Raw genomic sequence first — 20,457 nt, forward strand, 5'->3', positions numbered from 1 at the left:
ACCTCAAAGGGAGGAAAGCCGTTGCTCGGGAAACGAAGGTGCGTGCCGCTTGATCCGCTGCAGCTCCCATTCTCGGCTTATCTGATCAAGCCACAATCAGACCATGGTCCCACTTTGCCGCCGCTTCATGGCGGTTGCGGGCGGGCCGGTGCGCCGGCTGTTCAGCCGAAAAGTATGGGAGTGGAAGTCGCACGCGCCCTGGACACGTCGGGCTGCGGATAAGTGATGGCACGGATGGGAAGCAGTGTCAGCTCGCTGCGAATCCGTCCTTACAATTAGATGTCCGCGATGGCTAACTACTCGCATCGAACGCTCAGGATTCGGCCTTATCGGGGAACGCGCCGAATCTGTGCGATGAGTCTTTGAACTGATACTGAAAATTATTTCGCCGGAGCATCTGGAATATTTGCGCAGATACCCGGCGCAATGCAAGCCGCTGATTACTTCCTTACTCGCACGGCATCAAAGAACCAACCGTCCCAGAATATAACAAGCCTGTTCCGATTTCTAATAAAAACTGAGGTGCAACTAATTTCAACAACCGTAACCGGATTGGGGAGTTTGAGCCCTTCGACGGTTGAGTTAAATGCTTTACGCAAGTATAGGGTCGGCTCAACTTTCTTTGCTTCAAACTCGGTCTCTCCGCAGTCCTCCTTACCGAACGCGACTTTATCTTTCCCTATCGTAAAAATTTGGCCGACTAGCTGCGCTGCCTCACGGTCATCGAGAGAGGTGACATTAGCGCTATCAATCGGCTTGGTAAATCGCCATTTACCCGTTACCATACGTTCTATCGAGTCTGAGGCTTTGACTGAAGGCGCTGCCACAAGAACAAGTAACAAGAAGAATTGCAGAATACTGGCGCGTCGGATCAAGGGTAAAAGTCGAAGCAACGACATTTGCAGTTCTCCTTAGTTGCGAGTGGCGGTGGTGGCTTTCTCGTTCCGGAATGGCGCGCTCTCTTCAGCACGTCTCTTGATAAGTCCAGGAGCTATCACGCGCTTTTTTCTGCCTTTCTCGACTACCGTGACGTTAATCAGTGACGACATATTGTTGGCGGCTCCGGCAAAATCTCCACGATTCACATATCCGAAAGTTTTGCTGGCGCCGGTTGCTCCCGTGTTATAAGCGAGACTGCAAAGCGCATCAAACTGTGCCTGATTGAGTTCGACTCTAATATTGCGGTGAATGATTGCCTCGGTCTCTGCAATCTTGCGTTCGAATTCCTGGTCAACCATTTCGACCGATACCTTCTTTTCCAGCTCCTCTTTTGTGCAAACGCCCTTGTGAGCGAGAATGCCTACTCCCCAAGTGCAATGCCCCTTGTTTTTCCCCATATCATTGTAATATCGATATATCGCCTTTTCAGTTGCTCGGAGGCGAGCGCGCCCCTCAGGAGACATTCTCATTTTGGCAGTAGGCCTTACGGGGGCGGGCTTGTTGCTAGTCATATTTCGCTCCATAGTGATGGAGATAATCAAGCTATCATTACGGACGAAAGAGCTATTGACTCTGCACAAGTGGACCCGGCATTAGCTGAGGCAGCATAACAGGCTCAACAAACACCGGAGGAATCATGGCAATCGATGTTTATCTGCAAATCGATGGGATTAAGGGCGAGTCGCAGGATGACAAGCATAAGGATTGGATTGAGTGCGCGTCGGTGAACTGGGGACTCATTCAACCCCGCAGCGCAACCGCATCGACCGGCGGGGGCCATACGGCAGAAAGAGTCGAACTGGAAGAAGTCACGTTCAGCAAAATGGCGGACTTGTCGTCGCCAATTCTTATGCAGACCTGCGCAATGGGAAAAACCATACCAAAAGCCAAGTTCGAATTCATGCGCGCCGACGGGAACGGAAATCCAATCAAGTATTTCGAAATCGAACTGGATAACGTTCTCATCGGCGCCATTTCGCCCGGCATCGAAGCCGGTGCGATTTTACAGGAGCATGTAAGCCTGAAATTCTCCAAGGTAAAATGGAAATACACTCAACAGAAGATCGGCGGAGGCGGAGGTGGCTCGACTGTCGGCGGGTGGGATTTAGCGGCTAATAAAGTCGCGTAAGCAGGGAGTATATTAGAAGGCCCGGAATGCTCCGGGCCTATTTGCTTCACCACCTTCGATTTGTCACGAAGCAAAGAAAAGCGCCCCGGCGAGAGTTTTCGGGGCTTTTTATTTTCACTTCGCGAACAGCATCTTACTTACACATGTAGAAACTGCTTAAAAGCAGATGCAGAGAGTTTTCCACCGAGTAGCCCTGGCCCAGTGAAGAGGGCATGAGGGGGAGGAGCGATGGGTAACTCGCGCCGGGGTCGCGCTGCCTCATCCGTGCCGCCCACGGCGCGGCAATCGACCGCGAAAGCGGCGCGAGCGAGAGCGAGCGTTCTCGCCCCAGCGAGAAACGGCGGGGGGCGCTGGTGGACGACATCCAGCCCCAGCGGCATTCGCCTTCAGTGGGACGCAGCCCGGGGCGACCGGAAGCCCTTGGTCAAACGCTAGTTGTCGACTGCCACGCTCTGCGCCCAGGCCAGCGCCGACAGATGGGCCTGGTTGACTTCGGAGGGCGTGATCGCGAGCGCATCGGCCAGCGACGCCACCAGGTTCGAGTTGAGCTCGCAGGCTTCGGCCAGCGCCAGGTAGGGCCCGTACGGCCCTTCGCGCCGCGTCAGCGCCTGCACCACCCCGTCGGGCAGCTGGATGGTCTCGAGCACCTGCTGCATGCTCAGCCCCAGCAGCCGGTCGAGCAGCGAGAACATGCCGGCCACGAACAGGTTCTCCGCCTCGCCCTTACCCAGATACTTTTGCCCCAGCAACTCGGCCAGGCGGCCGCGCACCACGGCGGTTTCCATCAGCACCGGCGAATAGCCGCTCGAGCTGGCCGTGGCCAGCAGCAGCACCAGCCAGCGGTACAGCGGCGCATAACCCAGCAAGGAAATCGCCTGGCGCAGCGACTGCACTTCGCGCCCGGCGCCGAAGCCCGCGGTATTGATGTAGCGCAGCAGCTTGTAGGTCAGGGCCGGGTCGCGTTTCAGCACGCTTTCGAGCTTGGGCACGTCCTCGTTATTCTGGACCAGCTGCATCAGCTGCAGGATCACGTTCTGGGTCGGGTTCATGCCCTTGACCGGATTGCCCGGCCGCGGCGTCAGGTGCAGCTTGCCCACGAAGGCGTCGAGCCCGAGCGCGGCGCAGGCGTCGAAGTCGGCCCAGGTGCCGACCGGCCGCCCCACCATGCGCAGCGACGAATGCTTGGCGGCGGCGTAGGTGCGCGCCTGGTCGGCGACATTGGAACCGGTGAAGCGCACCTCGAGGTAGGACGCATACGGCGCCAGGTTGCGCCCCAGCAGGTTGATGTCGCAGCCGCGGATCGCCACCCCGACGCCGCCCGCGCGCACGGCTTGCACGGCGGAGCGCACATCCTGGTCGGTCAGCTGGCGGATATCGAAGGCGAGCACAGTGCGTTCCGGCGGCAGCGCGTGCAGCGCGTCGGTCGACAGCATGGCCGGCACGGCATCCAGGAACAGGATCTTGTCGCGCAACAGCCAGCCATGTTCCTGGTGGTTGACGTGTTCTGCCACGAAACCGACCAGCCCTTCCAGGTCATGGTCGGTGGGAATGCGTCCGTCGTGCTGCTGCCACGACAGCTCATAGCCGAGAACGCGCTGCTTTGGATCGAGCAGCGGTTCGCGGACGATGAAGTTGGTGCGATGCATGAAGACGCCGTAAGTGAATGCGCGGCGCCGGTTCAGAACCCGAGGCTGTCGAGCAGATCGTCGACCTGCCCCTGGTTGGCCACGACTTCGGTGCCGGTCGGCTTGATCTGCGGCCCGTTCAGCAGGCCGTTGTCCAGCTCGCGCTTGATCTCGCTCGGCGCGAAATCGATCAGCACCTGCACCAGTTGCTTCTCGAGGTTTTGCGCGATGCCGGTGATGCGGCCGATCACCTGGCCGGTCAGGTCCTGGAAATCCTGGGCCATCATGATGTTCATCAGCTCGCCGCGTGTGGCGACCGCGCCGGCCGCCGACTCGTTCAGGCTGGCGATCGTGCGCTGGGCCATCGCGCGCCATTCGGCCTCGCTGGCGCCCTTGTCGAGCAGCGCCTGCCAGCCGTCCGACAACTCGGCCGCGCGGGTCTCGATGGCGTCCTGCAGGGGGCCGGCCGCGTCGGTCGCGTCCAGCACCTTCTTGGCCGCCTGTTCCGACAGGCGCGCCACGTAGTCCAGGCGGTCGCGCGCATCGGGGATGTCGCTCGCCGCCTTCTCGATCAGCTTGTCCAGTCCGAGCCCGCGCAGGCTTTCATGCAGCGCGCGGGTCATGTGGCCGATCCGGCTCAGCACCTCTTCGTTCGAGGCGGCCCCGGCGTCGAGCGCCGAGTTCATCTCACCCATCTCAGGCTCCGGCTTTGTCCAGTTTCTCGAAGATCTTGTTCAGCTTCTCGTCGAGGGTCGCGGCCGTGAACGGCTTGACCACGTAGCCGCTGGCGCCGGCCTGGGCGGCGGCGATGATGTTCTCCTTCTTCGCTTCCGCGGTCACCATCAGCACCGGCAGCTTGGCCAGCGCGGGATCGGCACGGATGTTCTGCAGCATGGTCAGGCCGTCCATATTCGGCATGTTCCAGTCCGACACCACGAAGTCGAACGATTCGCTGCGCAGCTTGGCCAGCGCCATCACGCCGTCTTCTGCCTCGTCGACGTTGGCATAACCCAGTTCTTTCAACAGATTCCGGACGATGCGGCGCATCGTCGAGAAATCGTCAACAACCAGGAAACGCATCTTTGGATCAGCCATGAATAACTCCGTTTGAATCTTATACTGTGGTTTGTTGGGTGAGCTGCCCTGGTGGGCTCGATAACAGGCTCAAGAATAGCATTTTTGTTGCCTTACGGCGATAAAATAGCCCCTAAAGCCTGTCACCAGTTCTAATTCGGATCAAACACGCAACGCCCGGCCGCCCTGCGCCGCCAGATGGTCGAGCACCATGCGCGGCAAGGCCGGCAAGGGGCCGACGTCGTGGGCGGCGCCCAGCGCGATCGCTTCGCGCGGCATGCCGAACACGACGCAGCTGGCTTCGTCCTGGGCGAAGTTGTGGGCCCCGGCCTGGCGCATCTCGAGCATGCCGGCCGCGCCGTCCTTGCCCATGCCGGTCAGGATAACACCAACGGCGTTTTTACCGGCCGCCTGCGCGGCGGAGCGGAACAGCACGTCGACCGAGGGACGGTGGCGGTTGACCGGCGGCGACTGTTCGATGCGGGTCATGTAGTTGGCGCCGGAGCGGGTCAGCAGCAGGTGCGAGTGGCCCGGCGCGATGTAGGCGTGGCCGGGCAGCACCCGCTCGTTGCCGGCGGACTCGACCACACTGATCCTGCACAGCGAGTCGAGGCGCTTGGCGAAGGAACTCGTGAAACCCTCCGGCATGTGCTGGGCGATCAGGATGCCCGGGCAGTCGGACGGCATCTGCATCAGGAATTCGCGGATCGCTTCGGTGCCGCCGGTCGAGGCGCCGATGATGATCAGTTTTTCGGAAGAAATCAGGGGACTCCTCAGGGCCGACAGCGGCGCGCTGGGCACCGAGGGCGTGCGCGAACGCGGCGCGATGCGAGCGCGCGCGGCGGCGCGGATCTTGTCGGCGATCATGTCGGCATACTCGCGCATGCCGGTCTGGATCGAGATCTTGGGCTTGGTCACGAAATCGACCGCGCCCAGCTCGAGCGCGCGCATCGTGATTTCCGAGCCGCGCTCGGTCAGCGACGACACCATCAGCACCGGCATCGGCCGCAGGCGCATCAGCTTTTCCAGGAAGTCGAGGCCGTCCATCTTGGGCATCTCGACGTCCAGGGTGAGCACGTCGGGGTTATGCTTTTTGATCAACTCGCGCGCGACCAGCGGATCGGGCGCGGTGGCGACCACTTCGAGGTCGGGCTGGGAATTGACGATCTCGCTCATCACGCTGCGGATCAGCGCCGAGTCGTCGACGATCAGCACCTTGGTCTTCATGCTTATTCCTTTCAACTAACAGGTCAGAACAGGTCGATGGCGCCGCCGACGGGTTCGACCTTGAGTCGCTTGGCGTAGTCGAGTTCGCGCTTGGCCAGCGTGTCGTTCTGGGTTTGCATCAGTTTCTTGACCAGCACCTTGCCCGTGCGCGGGAAGAAGAACACCTTGCGCGGGTAGATGTCGTTCAGGTCTTCGGCCAGCACCGGGATGCGTTCGGTCTTCAGGAACTGCATCACGAAGGCGGCGTTGCGCTCGCCGACGTTCATCGCCGTGAAGCCGCGCAGCACGGCGCCGCCGCCGAATACCTTCGCTTCAAGGTGTTCGCGGCGGGCGCCGGCCTTGAGCAGGTCATTGATCAGGATCTCCATCGCGAACGAGCCGTAGCGCATCGAGGCCGAGACCGGGTTGCTGCCGGCGTCCGCCCCCCCATCGGGCAGCATGAAGTGGTTCATGCCGCCCAGGCCGGTCAGGCGGTCGCGGATGCAGGCCGAGACGCATGAGCCGAGCACGGTGGCGATCAGCATGTCCTTGCCGGTATAAAAATACTCGCCCGGCAGGATCTTGGCCGCATCGACGTTGAAGGTGCGGTCGTGATAGAGATTGGTGGCGAACTGGCTGTTCATGGTCGTCCCACGCCTTCAGGCACTGCGTCCATCGAGTTCATACACCGTCTTGCCGCGCAGGCGCAGCGCGTCCGACACGTACAGGAAGTTCTCGGAGTGGCCCGCGAACAGCAGCGCATGCGGCTTCATCAGCGGCACGAAGCGGCCCAGGATCTTGCGCTGGGTCGGCTTGTCAAAATAAATCATCACGTTGCGGCAAAAGATGGCGTCGAACTGTCCTTCCAGCGGCCAGCCGTCGGCCAGCAGATTGAGCTGCTTGAAGGTGACCAGGTTGCGCAGCTCGGGGCGCACGCGCGCCATGCCCTCGTGGGCTCCTTTACCCTTCAGGAAGAAGCGGCGCAGGCGCTCCGGCGACATCTTGTCGAGCCGCTCCATCGGGTACACGCCATTCGAGGCGGTCGACAGCACATTGGTGTCGATGTCGGTGGCGACGATGTGCACCGGCGGCGTGAGCGTGTTGAAGGCCTCGCAGGCCGTCATCGCGATCGAATACGGCTCTTCGCCGGTGGACGCTGCCGAGCACCAGATCGTGAGCGGCCGCGTGTCCTTCTTGCGCACCGCGACCAGGTGCTCGAGCAGGAGCGGAAAGTGATGCGCCTCGCGGAAGAACGAGGTCAGGTTGGTCGTCAGCGCATTGGTGAACGATTCCCACTCGCGGTCCATGCGGCCCGCTTCCAGGTCGTCCAGGTAGGTGGCGAACGACTGGATGCCGGTCGCGCGCAGGCGCCGCGCCAGGCGGCTGTAGACCATTTCCTGCTTGCTGTCGGCCAGCGAAATGCCCGCGCGCTGGTGAATCAGCGCACGCACCCGTTCGAAGTCACGGCGGGTGAAGTCGAATTCCTTGACCGTCTCTGTTTTCTGCTGCGGCACGTTTGTTGCCTTATGAATGCTGGTTGGTCCGCGCCGTCATGGCGCGGTCCGGATGGTTGGTGCTGCGTGCCGCCGCGAAATCAGGCGGCCAGCTTGTCGATCAGGCCCATTTCGCCCGACGACATCAGCTTGTCGATGTCGACCAGGATCAGCATGCGCTCGTCGACCGTGCCCAGGCCGATCATGTAGTCGGAGTTGAAGGCGGTGCCCATCTCCGGCGCCGGCTTGATCTGGTCGGCGGTCAACGTGGTCACGTCGGACACGCTGTCGACCACCATGCCCATGATGCGGCCACCGATGTTCAGGATGATCACGACGGTGAACTGGTCGTACACCGGGGTGCCCAGGTTGAACTTGATGCGCATGTCGACCACCGGGATGATGATGCCGCGCAGGTTGATCACGCCCTTGATGAATTCGGGCGCGTTGGCGATGCGGGTCACCGCTTCGTAGCCGCGGATTTCCTGCACTTTCAGGATGTCGATGCCGTATTCTTCCGAGCCGAGGGTAAAAGCCAGGAATTCGTTGCCGGCGCCGTCGTTCGCGGTCCCGTCAGCCGAGGTGGTGTTTGCCAGGTTGGACATGGGATTTCCTTCTTATTGAGTAAAAATTGATGGGACGACGGGGTCGTCGGCCAACTGACGCGACGAGCGCACCAGCGCCGCCACGTCGAGGATCAGGGCGACGCCGCCGTCGCCCATGATGGTTGCGCCGGAGATCCCGGCCACTTTGCGGTAATTCGCTTCCAGGTTCTTGACCACCACCTGCTGCTGGCCCACCAGCTCGTCCACGAACAGCGCCGCCTTCTTGCCCTCGGTCTCGAGGATGACGACGATGCCGTCGCTCGGCTCGCGGTGGCGCGGCTCGATGTCGAACATCTGGTGCAGCGGAATCAGGGGCAGGTATTCGCCGCGTACCTTCAATACGCGCCCGCGCCCTGCGATGTCGCGCACGTCTTCGGGCGCCGGCTGCAGCGACTCGACCACGAAGGACAGCGGCAGGATATAGATCTCGTCGCCGCTCCTGATCGACATGCCGTCCAGGATCGCCAGGGTCAGGGGCAGCGAGATCGAGATCGTGGTGCCGAAACCGGCCGCCGAACGGATGTCGACCGTGCCGCCCATGGCGGTGATGTTGCGCTTGACGACGTCCATGCCGACCCCGCGGCCGGAGACGTCGGTGACCACTTCGGCGGTCGAGAAGCCGGGCGCGAAGATCAGCTGCCAGACTTCCGAGTCCGTCATGTTATCGGACACCGCCAGGCCGTTCGAGGCCGCCTTGGCCAGGATCTTCTCGCGATTCAGGCCGCCGCCGTCGTCCGCCACTTCGATCACGATGTGGCCGCCCTGGTGGCCGGCCGACAGGAACAGGCGCCCCGCTTCCGATTTGCCGGCGGCGACGCGCGCGGCCGGCATCTCGACGCCGTGGTCGATCGAGTTGCGCACCAGGTGGGTCAGCGGATCGACGATGCGTTCGATCAGGCCTTTATCGAGTTCGGTGGCGGCGCCGTGGGTGATGAAGTCGACCTTCTTGCCGAGTTTGCCGGCCAGGTCGCGCACCATGCGCGGGAAGCGCGAGAACACGAAGTCCATCGGCATCATGCGGATCGACATCACGGCCTCTTGCAGCTCGCGCGTGTTGCGCCCCAGCTGGCTCACCGACGACAGCAGGCGCTCGTGCAGGATCGGGTCGAGCACATTGCTGCGCTGCTCGAGCATGGCGTTGGTGATCACCAGTTCGCCGATCAGGTTGATCAGCTGGTCGACCTTCTCGACCGAGACCCGGATCGACGACGATTCGTTCTTATCGTCCTTCTTCGCGGCCTTTTTCTCGGCGCTCAGTTCGGCCAGGTGCTCGACCATGTTTTGCGCCTGGGCCGAGATGCTGGCGGCCACGGGTTCCGGCGGGGCGGCAACGATGCCGGCCGCGGCGCGGATCTGCTCGATCGGCTGGAAGAAGCCATAACCGAGATCGTCTTCCGACAGCTCGCCGCCGGCCGGGCTGATATCGTCGTCGGGACCGAAGAAGCCGTAGCCCTGCGCATCCTCGATGCGCTTGCGCTCGGCCGCCTCGATCGCGCGCTGTTCCGGCGTGAGCGCCGGCGCCTCGAAGATCTTCAGGTCGTCCGGGTCGAGCACGAAGGAGCAGATCGCGATGATGTCGTCCAGGCTCTCGTGGGTGGTGATGATCAATGCCGTGCGCCCGCCCTCGAGCGGCGCCACCGAGACGCGGCCCATCAGGCCGAGTTCATCGACCAGGGCGTTGATGTCGCGCTGGGCCACCTGCGGCAGTTCGATCTTGTAGCGGTGCGCGCCTTCGATCTGGTGCTCGGTGCGCGGCTGGGCCGTCAGGTAGGACGGCGCCACCACCGGCGCGGCCGGCACCAGGCCCTCGGCCAGGTCGTGCAGGGCCATGCGCACGTTGGCGATGGCCTCGTTGTCGACGTGCGCCCCATGGCGGTGGCCGTCGAGCTGCATCTTGAGCCCGTCCTTGGCCGCCAGGAAGGCGTCCACGTGGTTCGAGGTCAGCGCCATCTCGCCCTTGCGGATGCGGTCCAGCAGCGACTCCAGCACGTGGGTCACGTCGCACATGTCGGTCAGGCCGAAGGTCGATGCGCCGCCCTTGACCGAGTGGGCGGTGCGGAAGATCGCGTTCAGGTCTTCCGCATCGGGCGCGGCGACGTCGACGCCCAGCAGCAGGCGTTCCATTTCGGCGAGCAGTTCTTCTGCCTCGTCGAAAAAGACCTGGTAAAACTGGCTGATGTCGATGGTCATGATGCCGTCCGCTCGAGTGAAAGCATGGTCAGGGCGTCGCGCATGGCGTCAGCCGATCACTTTTTTGACCACCTCGATCAGGCGCTGCGGATCGAAGGGCTTGACCAGCCAGCCGTTGGCGCCGGCGGCGCGACCCTTGTTCTTCATCTCGTCCGACGATTCGGTGGTCAGCATCAGGATCGGCGTCTTGGCGTAACCCGGCAGGGTACGCAAGGTTTTAATCAGCTGCAGGCCGTCCATCTTCGGCATGTTCTGGTCGGTCAGCACCAGGTCGACGTTCTGCAGCTTCGCCTTGTCCAGGCCATCCTGGCCGTCCACCGCTTCCACCACGTTGTAGCCAGCCGCCTTGAGGCTGAAGGCCACCATCTGGCGCAGCGAACTGGAATCGTCGACCGCGAGAATCGTTTTTGCCATTTTATGCTCCTGCTATTTTGTATCCGGCTCCGCGCCGGTTGAATTATTCGTTAATACGCCGACAGCGCTCAGAACAGCTCGACGTCGCCGCTTTCCAGGTGTTTCTGCTCGACCGAGCGGCGCAGCATGCTGCGCAGTTCGAGCGACTGGATCGCCAGCGCCATGCTGACCTTGCCGAGCCGGTCGACGATCTCGTCGCTGTCGGTCTCGGGCGCGATGTCGGCGCCATGCTCGCTGAGCGTGCCCAAAAAGTCGCGCAGCCCCGCCACGCGCCGCAGTGTACGTTCAATCAGTTGCGCCGTCATGTCCTGGAACTGCATGCTGGTGATCGCCGTGTTCACGTGCGCGCCCACTTCGGACGACATCGACGACAGCAAGGATCGATCTTCAAGCGATAGCGCACCGCCCTCCAGCAGCCGCTCGATCGCTTCCTGGCGCGCGCCGACCGCCGTGTGCACCGCCATGAAGCTGGCGGTCAGCTTGTCGATCGCTTCTTCCAGCAGCAGTTCGGTCTGCAGCAGGTCGGTCTCGACCTCGGTCAGGTGGCGCCGCCCGTGCATGGACACGCCCGACAGCAGGCGCTTCACATGCGAACCCAATATTTTTTTTCTTGTCATTTCACTCTCTCCAGTCCTGCCCTGGCTTACTTTGTCACTGCTTCCAGCGTGGCGGTGGCCGCCGCTTCGGCATCCGCCGGCACGTCCAGCGTCGCCGCGTCGCGCCGCACCGCGTCTTCGGTGCGCTTGTTCATGACGATGATGCTGATGCGGCGGTTGACCGGGTTGAACGGGTCCTTCGCATCGAGGTGGGCGGCCGAGGCCAGGCCCACCACGCGCAGCACCTTGTCGTCCTGCAGGCCGCCCAGCACCATCTCGCGGCGCGAGGCGTTGGCGCGGTCGGCCGACAGTTCCCAGTTGCTGTAGCCGGCGTCGCTGTAGTACGGCGTCGAATCGGTATGGCCCGAGATCCCGATCTTGTTCGGCACTTCGTTCAGCACCATGCCGATGATGTGCAGGATTTCCTTGGTATATGGCTGCAGCTCGGCCTTGGCCAGCGCGAACATCGGACGGTTCTTCTCGTCCACGATCTGGATGCGCAGGCCTTCGCTGGTGATGTCGAGCAGCAGCTGGTTCTGGTACTTCTTGAGCATCGGGTTGACCTCGATGGCCGACTCGATGCGCGCCTTCAGCATTTGCAGTCGCTGCCCTTCTTCGCGCGCCAGCGCGGCCTTGGCCGCCTGCAGGTCGTAGGTCTTCTTCTCGGGCACCGAATCGCCGCGCTTGACCTGGCCCTGGGTACGGGTCAGGTCTTCGCCGCCGCCCTTGATCACCGACGACGAGTCGCCCGAACCGGAGCCGCCCGCCATCGCCACCTTCAGCGGCGTCTTGAAGTATTCGGCGATGCCGACCAGGTCGCCCTTGGCGGTCGAGCCCAGCAGCCACATGAGCAGGAAGAACGCCATCATCGCGGTCACGAAGTCGGCGTAAGCGATCTTCCAGGCGCCGCCGTGGTGGCCGCCGGCCACCTTCTTGATGCGCTTGACGACGATGGGCCGCGCGTTGTCGTCAGCCATGCGCGCCTCCCTTCATGCAGCCGGGGGTGAAATCGAATGCGGTCATCGCGGCTTACTTCTTCTTCTTGATGTGCTCTTCGAGCTCGGCGAAGGTCGGGCGCTCGGTCGAGTACAGCACCTTGCGGCCGAATTCGACGGCCAGGGCCGGGGCATAGCCGTTCAGGCTCGCCAGCAGCGTGACCTTCACGCACTGGAACATCTTGGTCGATTCCTCGAGCTTCTGTTCCAGCACGCTCGCCAGCGGGGTGACGAAGGCGTAGGCCAGCAGGATGCCCAGGAAGGTGCCGACCAGCGCCTTCGCGATCAGGATGCCCAGCTCGGCCGGCGGCAGGCCGACCGATTCCATGGTGTGGACCACGCCCATCACCGCCGCCACGATGCCGAAGGCCGGCAGGCCGTCGCCGACCTTGGCGATCACGTGGGCCGGCACGGCGCCTTCGTGGTGGTGGGTCTCGATCTCGTTGTCCATCAGGTTTTCGATCTGCATCGCGTCCATGTTCCCCGACACCATCAGGCGCAGGTAATCGGTCATGAATTCGATGATGTGATGGTCGGCCAGCACCGCCGGATACTTGGAGAACAGCGGCGACGATTCAGGCGCCTCGATGTCGCCCTCGATCGACATCAGGCCTTCCTTGCGCACTTTCGACAGCACGTCGAATTGCAGGGCCATCAGCTCCATATACATGTCTTTGGTGAACTTCGAGCCCTTGAAGACACTCGGCAAGGCCTTCATGGTGGCCTTGATCGACTTGCCGTTGTTACCGACAAAGAAGGCGCCAAAGGCGGCGCCGCCGATCATCAACAGCTCGATCGGCTGCCACAGCGAAGCCAGGTGGCCGCCGGCGAGCGCAAACCCGCCGAACACGCAGGCGCAGACGATGATGTAACCAACAATCACTAACAAGGGATTTTGCTCCAGAAAAGCCTGTTCCGACCTCGTCCTGAGGACCCGAAACCGGTAATTTCAGAAAAAGTTTATTCAGGGAACTACTCTAGCTGGAGAATGGTCCACGGGCAAGTAAAACCACCCCGAATACTCACCATTTGTCGCCTAAAAGTCCCACATGTACAGCGCCGGCCCGTCTGTGGCCGGATGGATAACGCGGCTCGGCGGCCGGTCTTCGATGACGAATTCGTAACTGAAAAGCGTCGACCCGGGCCGCATCTCGCGCGCCGCCTTGCGCCACAGCGCGCTCATCGCGGCCGGCGACAGATAGGCGAACACCGCGTCGTAGTCGCCGAGGTCGAGTTGTTCGTAGTCGCCGCGGATGAAGCGCGCGCGGCTACGGGTGGCCAGCGCGCGCAGGTGGCTGGCCAGCCAGGGCAGCGGCGCCAGCTCGATGCCCTCGAAGCGCGACTCCGGCCGGCGCCGCTGCAAGTCGAGCACCAGGCCACCGATGCCGCTGCCGATGTCGATCACGCGCACCGGCCGGTCTTGCGGCAGCGCGTCCGCGACCGCCGCCCACACCTTGCGTCCGGACGGGTAATACGGCACTTGCGTGCGATAAGTCGACCAGTACAGCAATAACAGGAGCAGGAAGACGGCGAGAAAGGCGACCGGCGGAAGTTCGAGCGCGCTGGCGCCCGGCAACGCCAGCGGAAAGCCGAACTGGATCGCGCGCCACCAGCTGGCCAGGCCGCGCCACCAGGACAGCAGCGCGGCCAGCACGCCCTGCACCAGGGCGACGTGCCAATACGACAACATCAAGCCGCTGCTGGCGAGCAGGTAGACGATGGCGAGCGTGAGTGGAAAGGCGGCGACCTGGATCAGGAGCGCCCGGACCGCCGGATAGCGCAACAGACGCGGCGCCAAGTCAGGCGCTGTCCCGGCCGGCGGAATCCTCGTCGTCGGCCGCATCGGCGACGGCGCGCTCGGCCGCCTCGCGGGCATCCTTGGCCTTGCGGGTCTTGCCGGCGCGCGAAGGCATGTGGCACAGGCCGCACAGGTAGTCGGCGTTCAGGTCGAGGGCGTTGACGATGAACTTGCCCTGGCAGCGGCTGCACGGGGCCAGCAGCAGCATGCCGCTCTGGAAGAAACGCACCAGGGTCCAGGCGCGCGTGAGCGACAGCAGCGGCTCTTCGCCCGGCGCCGGCGGCATCTGTTCGAGGTAGAGTTGATAGGCCTTCATGACGGCCTGGATGCCGGAGGCGCCGGCATGCTCCACCAGGAACTGGTGGATGTTCATGAACAACGAGGAGTGGATGTTCGGTTGCCAGGTCAGGAACCAGTCGGTGGAGAACGGGAGCATGCCCTTGGGTGGAGAGACACCCTTGAGCTCCTTGTACAGCTTGAGCAAGCGTTCGCGCGACAGCGAGACCTCGGTTTCCAGCAACTGCAGGCGTGCGCCCAAATTGATCAGTTCGATCGCGAGCTGGATTTCCTGCGCTTCGGATACGACGCTTTTTTTGCTCATGGTTTGTTGCTCATCCGCTGCTCCCAGCCTGTTCGGCGCGGCCCCACCAAGTGGCCGCTGGCAGGGATTATACGATCTCTTCGACCGGCTGGCCCGCCATCAGGATGGCTGCGTGCGATTGCGCCAGGCTGCGTTCCTTGGTGTGGCTGGTCAGCATGCCCAGGATCGCGGTGTCGTCGAAGCGGAAACGGGCCAGCATCATGTTGCCGCCGGCGAGCTTCAGGATCTGGGCATTGCTCATGCCTTCGATCAGGTCGGCGATTTCGGCCGACACGCCCAGGCGGAAGATGGCGGTGACTTTGTCGGCACGAATCATCTGCTGGGCCAGCATCAGGTAGCTCAGGTTTGCGTCGCGAATCTCAGCCATCATGTCGTTCATCGTCATCTTCTCTCTCCGTTAGTTGTTTCGGCGCTGTTTGTGTTGCCGACGAGATAGATTCTGACTGTGGGGAAACTTTTCAGGAATTGGACAAAACCTGTATTTTGGGTAGGCGAACGACGAGATGGAGCCGTAGGAGTTTGTCTGACAAACGCCTCTGGCTCCCTATGAAAACCCATGAAAAAACCGGGCTGAAATGGCGCCGGGAAGCGCCTTGATCTGGGTCTACGTCAGACGTCGTCTGTCGCAGAATCACTACAGGTTTTGCTGAATTTACTGCTGGAAACTCAGAATTTTCAGCTTTGTCGTGGCTGCGAGTGTCGCTTTTATGCACTCCACTCATCCATTAACGGCAGCCCGACGACGGACTTTAGGGCTGTTTGAAAATATTTTTTAATATTTTTTTCGACGCCTTGCCGCCCTTCTGACTCGTTATCGGACAGCTCATCAGGAACTTTAGGGTTGGCTGCAAAAAAATTTCAAAATTTTTTCGTCAAGACATTTAATGTCGTAACAGCAACATCCAGCTGTCGACGCAAGCTGGAACTTGCTACACTGCCGACCTGCGCGCATTCTTGAAGCGTCAACTATTCATATGGGACCGGCATGACCGCACCAATCCTCACCCGCGCCGATTGCCTGGCGCGCGACGCGCTCGACCCGCTGGCCGGGTTGCGCACCCGCTTCGACCTGCCCGACGGGGTCATCTACCTGGACGGCAACTCGCTCGGCGCCCGCCCCCGCGCCGCCCTGGGCCGCGCCCAGGACGTGGTGGCGCGCGAATGGGGAACCGACCTGATCAAGAGCTGGAACAAGGCCGGCTGGTTCGACATGCCGAAACGCCTGGGCGATCGCCTGGCCCCGCTGATCGGCGCCGGACCCGGCGAAGTGGCCGTCACCGACACCACCTCGCTCAACCTGTTCAAGGCGCTGGCTGCGGCGCTGCGCATCCAGTCCCAAGGCGCCAGCGCGGCCCGCCGCGGTGACGACCGCCGCACCATCGTCACCGAACGCAGCAACTTCCCGACCGATATCTATATGGCCGAGGGCCTGAGCCGCTGGCTGGAACGCGGCTACCGGGTGCGCCTGGTGGACAGCGTGGACGAGATTCCGGCCGCGCTCGACCACGATGCCGCGGTGCTGATGCTCACCCACGTCAACTACCGCACCGGCCACCAGCACGACATGGCCACGCTGACCGGCCTGGCGCACGAGGCCGGGGCGCTGGCGGTCTGGGACCTGGCCCACTCGGCCGGCGCGGTGCCGGTCGACCTGCGCGCCGCCGACGCCGACTTCGCCGTCGGCTGCACCTATAAATACCTGAACGGCGGACCGGGCGCCCCGGCCTTCATCTGGGTGCCGCAAAGACACCAGGCGGGGTTCGACCACCCGCTGTCGGGCTGGTGGGGCCATGCCAGCCCGTTCGCGATGGCGCCCGCCTTCGCCCCGGTGGCCGGCATCGGGCGCGCGCTGTGCGGCACGCAACCCATCGTCTCGCTGGCGCTGGTCGAGTGCGGCCTCGAGATCTTCGAGGCGACCGACATGGCGGCGGTGCGCGCCAAGTCGCTGGCCTTGACCGACCTGTTCATCGGCCTGGTCGAACGCCGCTGCGCCGGCCATCCGCTGGGCCTGGTGACGCCGCGCGAACACGCGCGCCGCGGCAGCCAGGTGAGCTTCACCCACCCGCACGGCTATGCGGTGATGGCGGCCCTGATCGCGCGCGGCGTGATCGGCGACTACCGCGAGCCCGAGATCATGCGCTTCGGCTTCACGCCGCTGTATACCAGTTACGCGGACGTCTGGGATGCGGTCGAGATCCTGAAGGACATCCTGGACCGCAACGACTACGACGTGGCCGCCGCGCGCGGCGCCGTCACCTGACAAGGCGCCGACATGAACAAGGAACAGAACGAGGGCCAGCCGGCCGAATGGCATGGCGCAAAAATGGACTTCCGCGAAGCCATGAGCTACGGCGACTACCTGGGCCTGGACCAGATCCTGAACGCCCAGCATCCGCGCTCGCCGAATCACAACGAGCTGCTGTTCATCATCCAGCACCAGACCAGCGAACTGTGGATCAAGCTGATGCTGCACGAGCTGCAGGCGGTGCGGCGCCACATCCGCGAAGGCAACCTGCCGCCCGCCTTCAAGATGCTGGCGCGGGTGGCGCGCATCATGGACCAGCTGGTGCACGCCTGGGACGTGCTGGCCACCATGACCCCGCCCGAATACACGGCGATCCGCCCCTACCTGGGCGCCTCGTCGGGCTTCCAGTCGTTCCAGTACCGCGAACTGGAATTCATCCTCGGGAACAAGAACCCGGCCCTGCTGGCGGTGCACGAGAAGGCCCCTGACGCGCATGCCATCCTTGCGCGCGAACTGGCCCTGCCCTCGATCTACGACGAGGCGGTGATGCTGCTGGCGCGCAGCGGTTTCGCCATCGACCCGGCGCGGCTCGACGCCGACTGGACCGGGCCGACCCGCGCCGACGACTCGGTCAAGGCGGCCTGGCTGCAGGTGTACGGCGACACCTCCCGCCACTGGGCGCTGTACGAGCTGGCCGAGAAGCTGGTCGACCTGGAGACGGCGTTCCGCTTCTGGCGCTTCCGCCACGTCAGCACGGTCGAGCGCATCATCGGCTTCAAGACCGGGACCGGCGGCACCGCCGGCGTGAGCTACCTGCGCAAGATGCTGGACGTGGTGCTGTTCCCGGAACTGTTCGCGCTGCGCACCGAGCTCTGACTGCCGGCGGCGGACCGGTTGGCGTCGCCATCGGTCCGTTTTGCATTAATATAAACGCCATGCGCGCCGCCCCCTCCCCACTCGACCAGCCGTTCTCGGTCTACCTCGACCTGGTCCGCTTCCTGGCGGCGCTGGCGGTCGTGGCGATGCACGTGCGCCAGTTCGGCCTGGTGGAAGCGCCCGGCGCCGACCACCTGACCCTGTTCGGGCGCGAGGCGGTGATGGCCTTCTTCGTGCTGTCGGGCTTCGTGATCGCCTATACCACCGCGCAGCGCCGCCCGAGCGCGCGCGAATACGCGCTGGCGCGCGCCGCCCGCATCTATTCGGTGGCGCTGCCGGTGCTGCTGCTGGCCTTCGCCTGCGCCAGCCTGGTGCGCGGCCACCTGATGACCGGCATGGACCTGCATTACCAGCTGGCCAAGCCCTGGCTCTACATCCCGTTCCACCTGCTGTTCCTGGGCGACCTGTGGGCCCTGGCCGAAGTGCCGCCCTGGCTCGGCCCCTGGTGGTCGCTCAACTACGAGGTCTGGTACTACGTGCTGTTCGGCGTCGCCTGCTACGTGCGCGGGCCGTGGCGCTTGCCGGCCCTGGGCCTGGTGCTGGCCGTCATGGGCATCAAACTGTGGCTGCTGCTGCCGGTCTGGCTGGCCGGGGTCGCGCTCTACCACTGGCAGGCGCGCCACGCGCTCCCATGCGCCCTGGCGCGCCTCGGCTGGATCGCCAGCCTGGTCCTGCTGGTGCTCTACGAAGCCAGCGGGATCGAGGAAACCCTGCGCGCGGCCGGCCGCGCTTCCTGGCTCGGACAAGCCTTCACGCTCGGGAATGCCGACCGCTTCCTGGCCGACTACGTGTTCGGGCTGATCGTCTGCCTGAACTTCGCCTGCGCGCGCTTCGCCCGCTTCGACGCCCTGCTGCGCTGCGCGGCGCCGATCCGGCGCCTGGCCTCGTACACGCTGACGCTCTACCTGTCGCATGCGCTGGTGCTGATCGCCTGGCCCGCGCTGTATCCGCATGACCCCGGCAGCATGATGGATCTGCTGGCCCTCGGCCTGGCCGTGGCCGTCGCGACCGCCGTGCTCGGCATGCTGACCGAGCAGCGCAAGGACGTGTTCCGGCGCCTGCTCGCGCGCCTGGCGGCGGCGCTGTGGCGCCCTGCCCGGCTGGCTCCCGCCTGCGCTGCCCCCATCAAGGAGAAGCAAGATGAAGTGTGATGTCCTGATCCTGCCGGGCCTGTGGAATTCCGGCCCGCGCCACTGGCAAACGCTGTGGCATGAACGCAACCCGCACTGGCGCCGCGCCGCGCACCGCGACTGGACCAATCCCCATTGCGACGAATGGGTGGCCGAGCTGGACGCCGCCATCGCCGACTGCCAGGGCGCGCCGATCCTGGTGGCGCACAGCCTGGGCTGCATGCTGGTCGCGCACTGGGCGCTGTCCGGCTCCCCGCTCAAGGTGGCGGGCGCCTTCCTGGTCGCGCCGAGCGACGTCGAGGCGGCGACGTATCCGGCCGACCTCAATTGCTGGGCGCCGATTCCGCTGCAGCAGCTGCCCTTCCCCAGCGTGGTGGTGGCCAGCGCCAACGATCCCTTCGCCAGCCTTGACCGCACGGGCGCCTTCGCCGGCGCCTGGGGCAGCCGCCTGGTCGAGATCGGCGACGCCGGCCACCTGAATGCCGATTCGGGCCATGGCGACTGGCCCGAAGGCCTGCGCCTGCTGGAGCAGTTCTGCGACGAGGTCTCCAGCACATGACGGTCCTGCACAGCGCAAGGCTGCGCTTCGAGCCGGTGACCGATGCGCACTACGACGGCATGCGCCTGCTGAACGGCGATCCCGAGGTCATGCGCTACATCAGCGGCCAGGCCGAGACGCCCGAGGAAACCCGCGCCGTCATCGCCCGGGTCAAGGCGCGCTGGGAGACGATCGGCTACTCATGGTGGAATTTCATCGAACATGACACGGGAGAACTGGTCGGCGCCGGCTGCATCCAGCACCTGGCGCAAGACCCCGCCAACCCGCACGAGATCGGCTGGCGCCTGCGGCCCGACCGCTGGGGGCGCGGCTACGCCATCGAAGCCGCCGAGCGCATGGCGCGCTTCGCCTTCGATGAACTCGAGGTCCCGCTGCTGTGCGCGATCTGCGATCCCGGCAACCTGCGCTCGGCACGCATCATGGAAAAACTCGGCATGCGGTTTCGTGGCGAGGAAGTCTGGCATGGCCGTCCGACGCTGGCGTACGAGATCGGCCGCGCCGCGTGGCAGGCGCGCCAGGCATGAAGACCTACCACGGAAGCTGCCACTGCGGCGCGGTGCGTTACGCGGCCGACATCGACCTGGCGCTCGGCACGGTCAAGTGCAACTGCTCGATCTGCAGCAAGATGCGCTTCTGGGCCGTCCAGCTCGCGCCGACGGCCTTCCGCCTGCTGCAGGGCCAAGGCTTCTTGCGCGAATACCGCTTCCATACGCGGCGCGACGGTCACCACTTTTGCGGCGAATGCGGCATCAATGTGTTCTCGACCGGCGCTGCGCCGCGCTCGGGTCCTTTCGTGGCCGTCACGGTCGCCAGCCTGGACGACCTGCCGGTCGCCGATCTGCTGGCCGCGCCGGTGCGCCATATCGATGGACGCAACGACAACTGGATCACGCCACCGGCCGAGATCCGCCACTTATGACGT

24 protein-coding genes are annotated in these 20,457 nt (G+C 63.8%); 7 read left to right on the forward strand and 17 right to left on the reverse strand.

Features of this window, described 5'->3' with window-relative positions; all coding sequences use genetic code 11:
• Positions 1-440 precede the first annotated feature (440 nt).
• Entirely contained in the window at positions 441-899 is a 459-nt protein-coding gene (locus KY496_RS09170) for a hypothetical protein (RefSeq protein WP_184238268.1), read from the reverse strand.
• Positions 900-911: 12 nt separating this feature from the next.
• Positions 912-1,451 carry a lysozyme gene (locus KY496_RS09175; protein WP_005666679.1) on the reverse strand — a complete coding sequence of 180 codons (540 nt, stop codon included), beginning with the start codon at positions 1,449-1,451 and terminating at the stop codon, positions 912-914.
• A gap of 125 nt (positions 1,452-1,576) precedes the next feature.
• On the opposite strand from KY496_RS09175, the gene KY496_RS09180 reads away from it, so the two are divergent.
• Positions 1,577-2,068 carry a type VI secretion system tube protein Hcp gene (locus KY496_RS09180; protein ID WP_005666678.1) on the forward strand — a complete coding sequence of 164 codons (492 nt, stop codon included), beginning with the start codon at positions 1,577-1,579 and terminating at the stop codon, positions 2,066-2,068.
• Between the two features lie 431 nt (positions 2,069-2,499).
• Here KY496_RS09180 and KY496_RS09185 read toward each other — a convergent pair whose 3' ends face one another.
• The 15 genes from KY496_RS09185 to flhD all read right to left on the reverse strand — a co-directional run bounded on the left by KY496_RS09185 (position 2,500) and on the right by flhD (position 15,050).
• Positions 2,500-3,714: an EAL and HDOD domain-containing protein gene (locus KY496_RS09185; RefSeq protein WP_005666676.1), complete on the reverse strand. Its 1,215-nt coding sequence runs from the start codon at positions 3,712-3,714 to the stop codon at positions 2,500-2,502.
• Between the two features lie 32 nt (positions 3,715-3,746).
• On the reverse strand, positions 3,747-4,388 hold the full coding sequence (gene cheZ, locus KY496_RS09190) for a protein phosphatase CheZ (RefSeq protein ID WP_005666675.1): 642 nt from the start codon (positions 4,386-4,388) through the stop codon (positions 3,747-3,749).
• A 1-nt stretch (position 4,389) separates the two neighbouring features.
• Complete coding sequence (gene cheY, locus KY496_RS09195; RefSeq protein WP_005666673.1) at positions 4,390-4,788, reverse strand: chemotaxis response regulator CheY; 399 nt, start codon at positions 4,786-4,788, stop codon at positions 4,390-4,392.
• Positions 4,789-4,929: 141 nt separating this feature from the next.
• Positions 4,930-5,994: a chemotaxis response regulator protein-glutamate methylesterase gene (locus KY496_RS09200; protein ID WP_005666672.1), complete on the reverse strand. Its 1,065-nt coding sequence runs from the start codon at positions 5,992-5,994 to the stop codon at positions 4,930-4,932.
• 23 nt (positions 5,995-6,017) lie between these two features.
• Positions 6,018-6,617, reverse strand: a complete 600-nt coding sequence (cheD, locus tag KY496_RS09205) for a chemoreceptor glutamine deamidase CheD (RefSeq protein ID WP_005666670.1) — start codon at positions 6,615-6,617, stop codon at positions 6,018-6,020.
• A gap of 15 nt (positions 6,618-6,632) precedes the next feature.
• A complete protein-coding gene (locus KY496_RS09210) occupies positions 6,633-7,487 on the reverse strand; it encodes a CheR family methyltransferase (protein WP_005666669.1) in 855 nt (284 codons plus the stop codon).
• A gap of 80 nt (positions 7,488-7,567) precedes the next feature.
• On the reverse strand, positions 7,568-8,071 hold the full coding sequence (locus KY496_RS09215; RefSeq protein WP_005666668.1) for a chemotaxis protein CheW: 504 nt from the start codon (positions 8,069-8,071) through the stop codon (positions 7,568-7,570).
• A gap of 12 nt (positions 8,072-8,083) precedes the next feature.
• Positions 8,084-10,261: a chemotaxis protein CheA gene (cheA, locus tag KY496_RS09220; RefSeq protein WP_184238266.1), complete on the reverse strand. Its 2,178-nt coding sequence runs from the start codon at positions 10,259-10,261 to the stop codon at positions 8,084-8,086.
• 48 nt (positions 10,262-10,309) lie between these two features.
• Entirely contained in the window at positions 10,310-10,675 is a 366-nt protein-coding gene (locus tag KY496_RS09225; RefSeq protein WP_005666664.1) for a response regulator, read from the reverse strand.
• A 68-nt stretch (positions 10,676-10,743) separates the two neighbouring features.
• A complete protein-coding gene (locus KY496_RS09230; RefSeq protein WP_005666662.1) occupies positions 10,744-11,292 on the reverse strand; it encodes a hypothetical protein in 549 nt (182 codons plus the stop codon).
• Between the two features lie 26 nt (positions 11,293-11,318).
• On the reverse strand, positions 11,319-12,248 hold the full coding sequence (motB, locus tag KY496_RS09235) for a flagellar motor protein MotB (protein WP_219864554.1): 930 nt from the start codon (positions 12,246-12,248) through the stop codon (positions 11,319-11,321).
• A gap of 52 nt (positions 12,249-12,300) precedes the next feature.
• Positions 12,301-13,155, reverse strand: coding sequence for a flagellar motor stator protein MotA (gene motA, locus KY496_RS09240; protein ID WP_005666659.1), 855 nt, complete (start codon positions 13,153-13,155; stop codon positions 12,301-12,303).
• A 147-nt stretch (positions 13,156-13,302) separates the two neighbouring features.
• Positions 13,303-14,109, reverse strand: coding sequence for a trans-aconitate 2-methyltransferase (locus KY496_RS09245; protein ID WP_219864555.1), 807 nt, complete (start codon positions 14,107-14,109; stop codon positions 13,303-13,305).
• Entirely contained in the window at positions 14,066-14,665 is a 600-nt protein-coding gene (gene flhC, locus KY496_RS09250) for a flagellar transcriptional regulator FlhC (RefSeq protein WP_071362117.1), read from the reverse strand. Before flhC ends, KY496_RS09245 begins: the two co-directional genes overlap by 44 nt.
• Before the next feature lie 67 nt (positions 14,666-14,732).
• Complete coding sequence (gene flhD / locus KY496_RS09255) at positions 14,733-15,050, reverse strand: flagellar transcriptional regulator FlhD (RefSeq protein ID WP_005666655.1); 318 nt, start codon at positions 15,048-15,050, stop codon at positions 14,733-14,735.
• 600 nt (positions 15,051-15,650) lie between these two features.
• Between flhD and kynU the strand changes: the two genes are divergently transcribed.
• From kynU to KY496_RS09285, 6 genes are read left to right on the forward strand one after another with little or no spacing between them, the layout of a single operon-like run.
• Positions 15,651-16,925, forward strand: a complete 1,275-nt coding sequence (gene kynU, locus KY496_RS09260; RefSeq protein WP_219864556.1) for a kynureninase — start codon at positions 15,651-15,653, stop codon at positions 16,923-16,925.
• Positions 16,926-16,937: 12 nt separating this feature from the next.
• The gene (gene kynA, locus KY496_RS09265; protein WP_184238258.1) at positions 16,938-17,786 is read left to right on the forward strand and encodes a tryptophan 2,3-dioxygenase; all 849 of its coding nucleotides are present in this window, start codon (positions 16,938-16,940) and stop codon (positions 17,784-17,786) included.
• Positions 17,787-17,845: 59 nt separating this feature from the next.
• A complete protein-coding gene (locus tag KY496_RS09270; RefSeq protein WP_219864557.1) occupies positions 17,846-18,997 on the forward strand; it encodes an acyltransferase in 1,152 nt (383 codons plus the stop codon).
• Positions 18,987-19,535: an alpha/beta hydrolase gene (locus KY496_RS09275; protein WP_219864558.1), complete on the forward strand. Its 549-nt coding sequence runs from the start codon at positions 18,987-18,989 to the stop codon at positions 19,533-19,535. The genes KY496_RS09270 and KY496_RS09275 overlap by 11 nt, the downstream gene beginning before the upstream one ends.
• Positions 19,532-20,059, forward strand: a complete 528-nt coding sequence (locus tag KY496_RS09280; RefSeq protein ID WP_005666646.1) for a GNAT family N-acetyltransferase — start codon at positions 19,532-19,534, stop codon at positions 20,057-20,059. Before KY496_RS09275 ends, KY496_RS09280 begins: the two co-directional genes overlap by 4 nt.
• Positions 20,056-20,454, forward strand: a complete 399-nt coding sequence (locus tag KY496_RS09285; protein WP_005666645.1) for a GFA family protein — start codon at positions 20,056-20,058, stop codon at positions 20,452-20,454. The genes KY496_RS09280 and KY496_RS09285 overlap by 4 nt, the downstream gene beginning before the upstream one ends.
• The last annotated feature ends 3 nt before the right edge of the window (positions 20,455-20,457 follow it).

The organism is Massilia sp. NP310, from assembly GCF_019443485.1.
Classification (GTDB): domain Bacteria; phylum Pseudomonadota; class Gammaproteobacteria; order Burkholderiales; family Burkholderiaceae_D; genus Telluria; species Telluria timonae.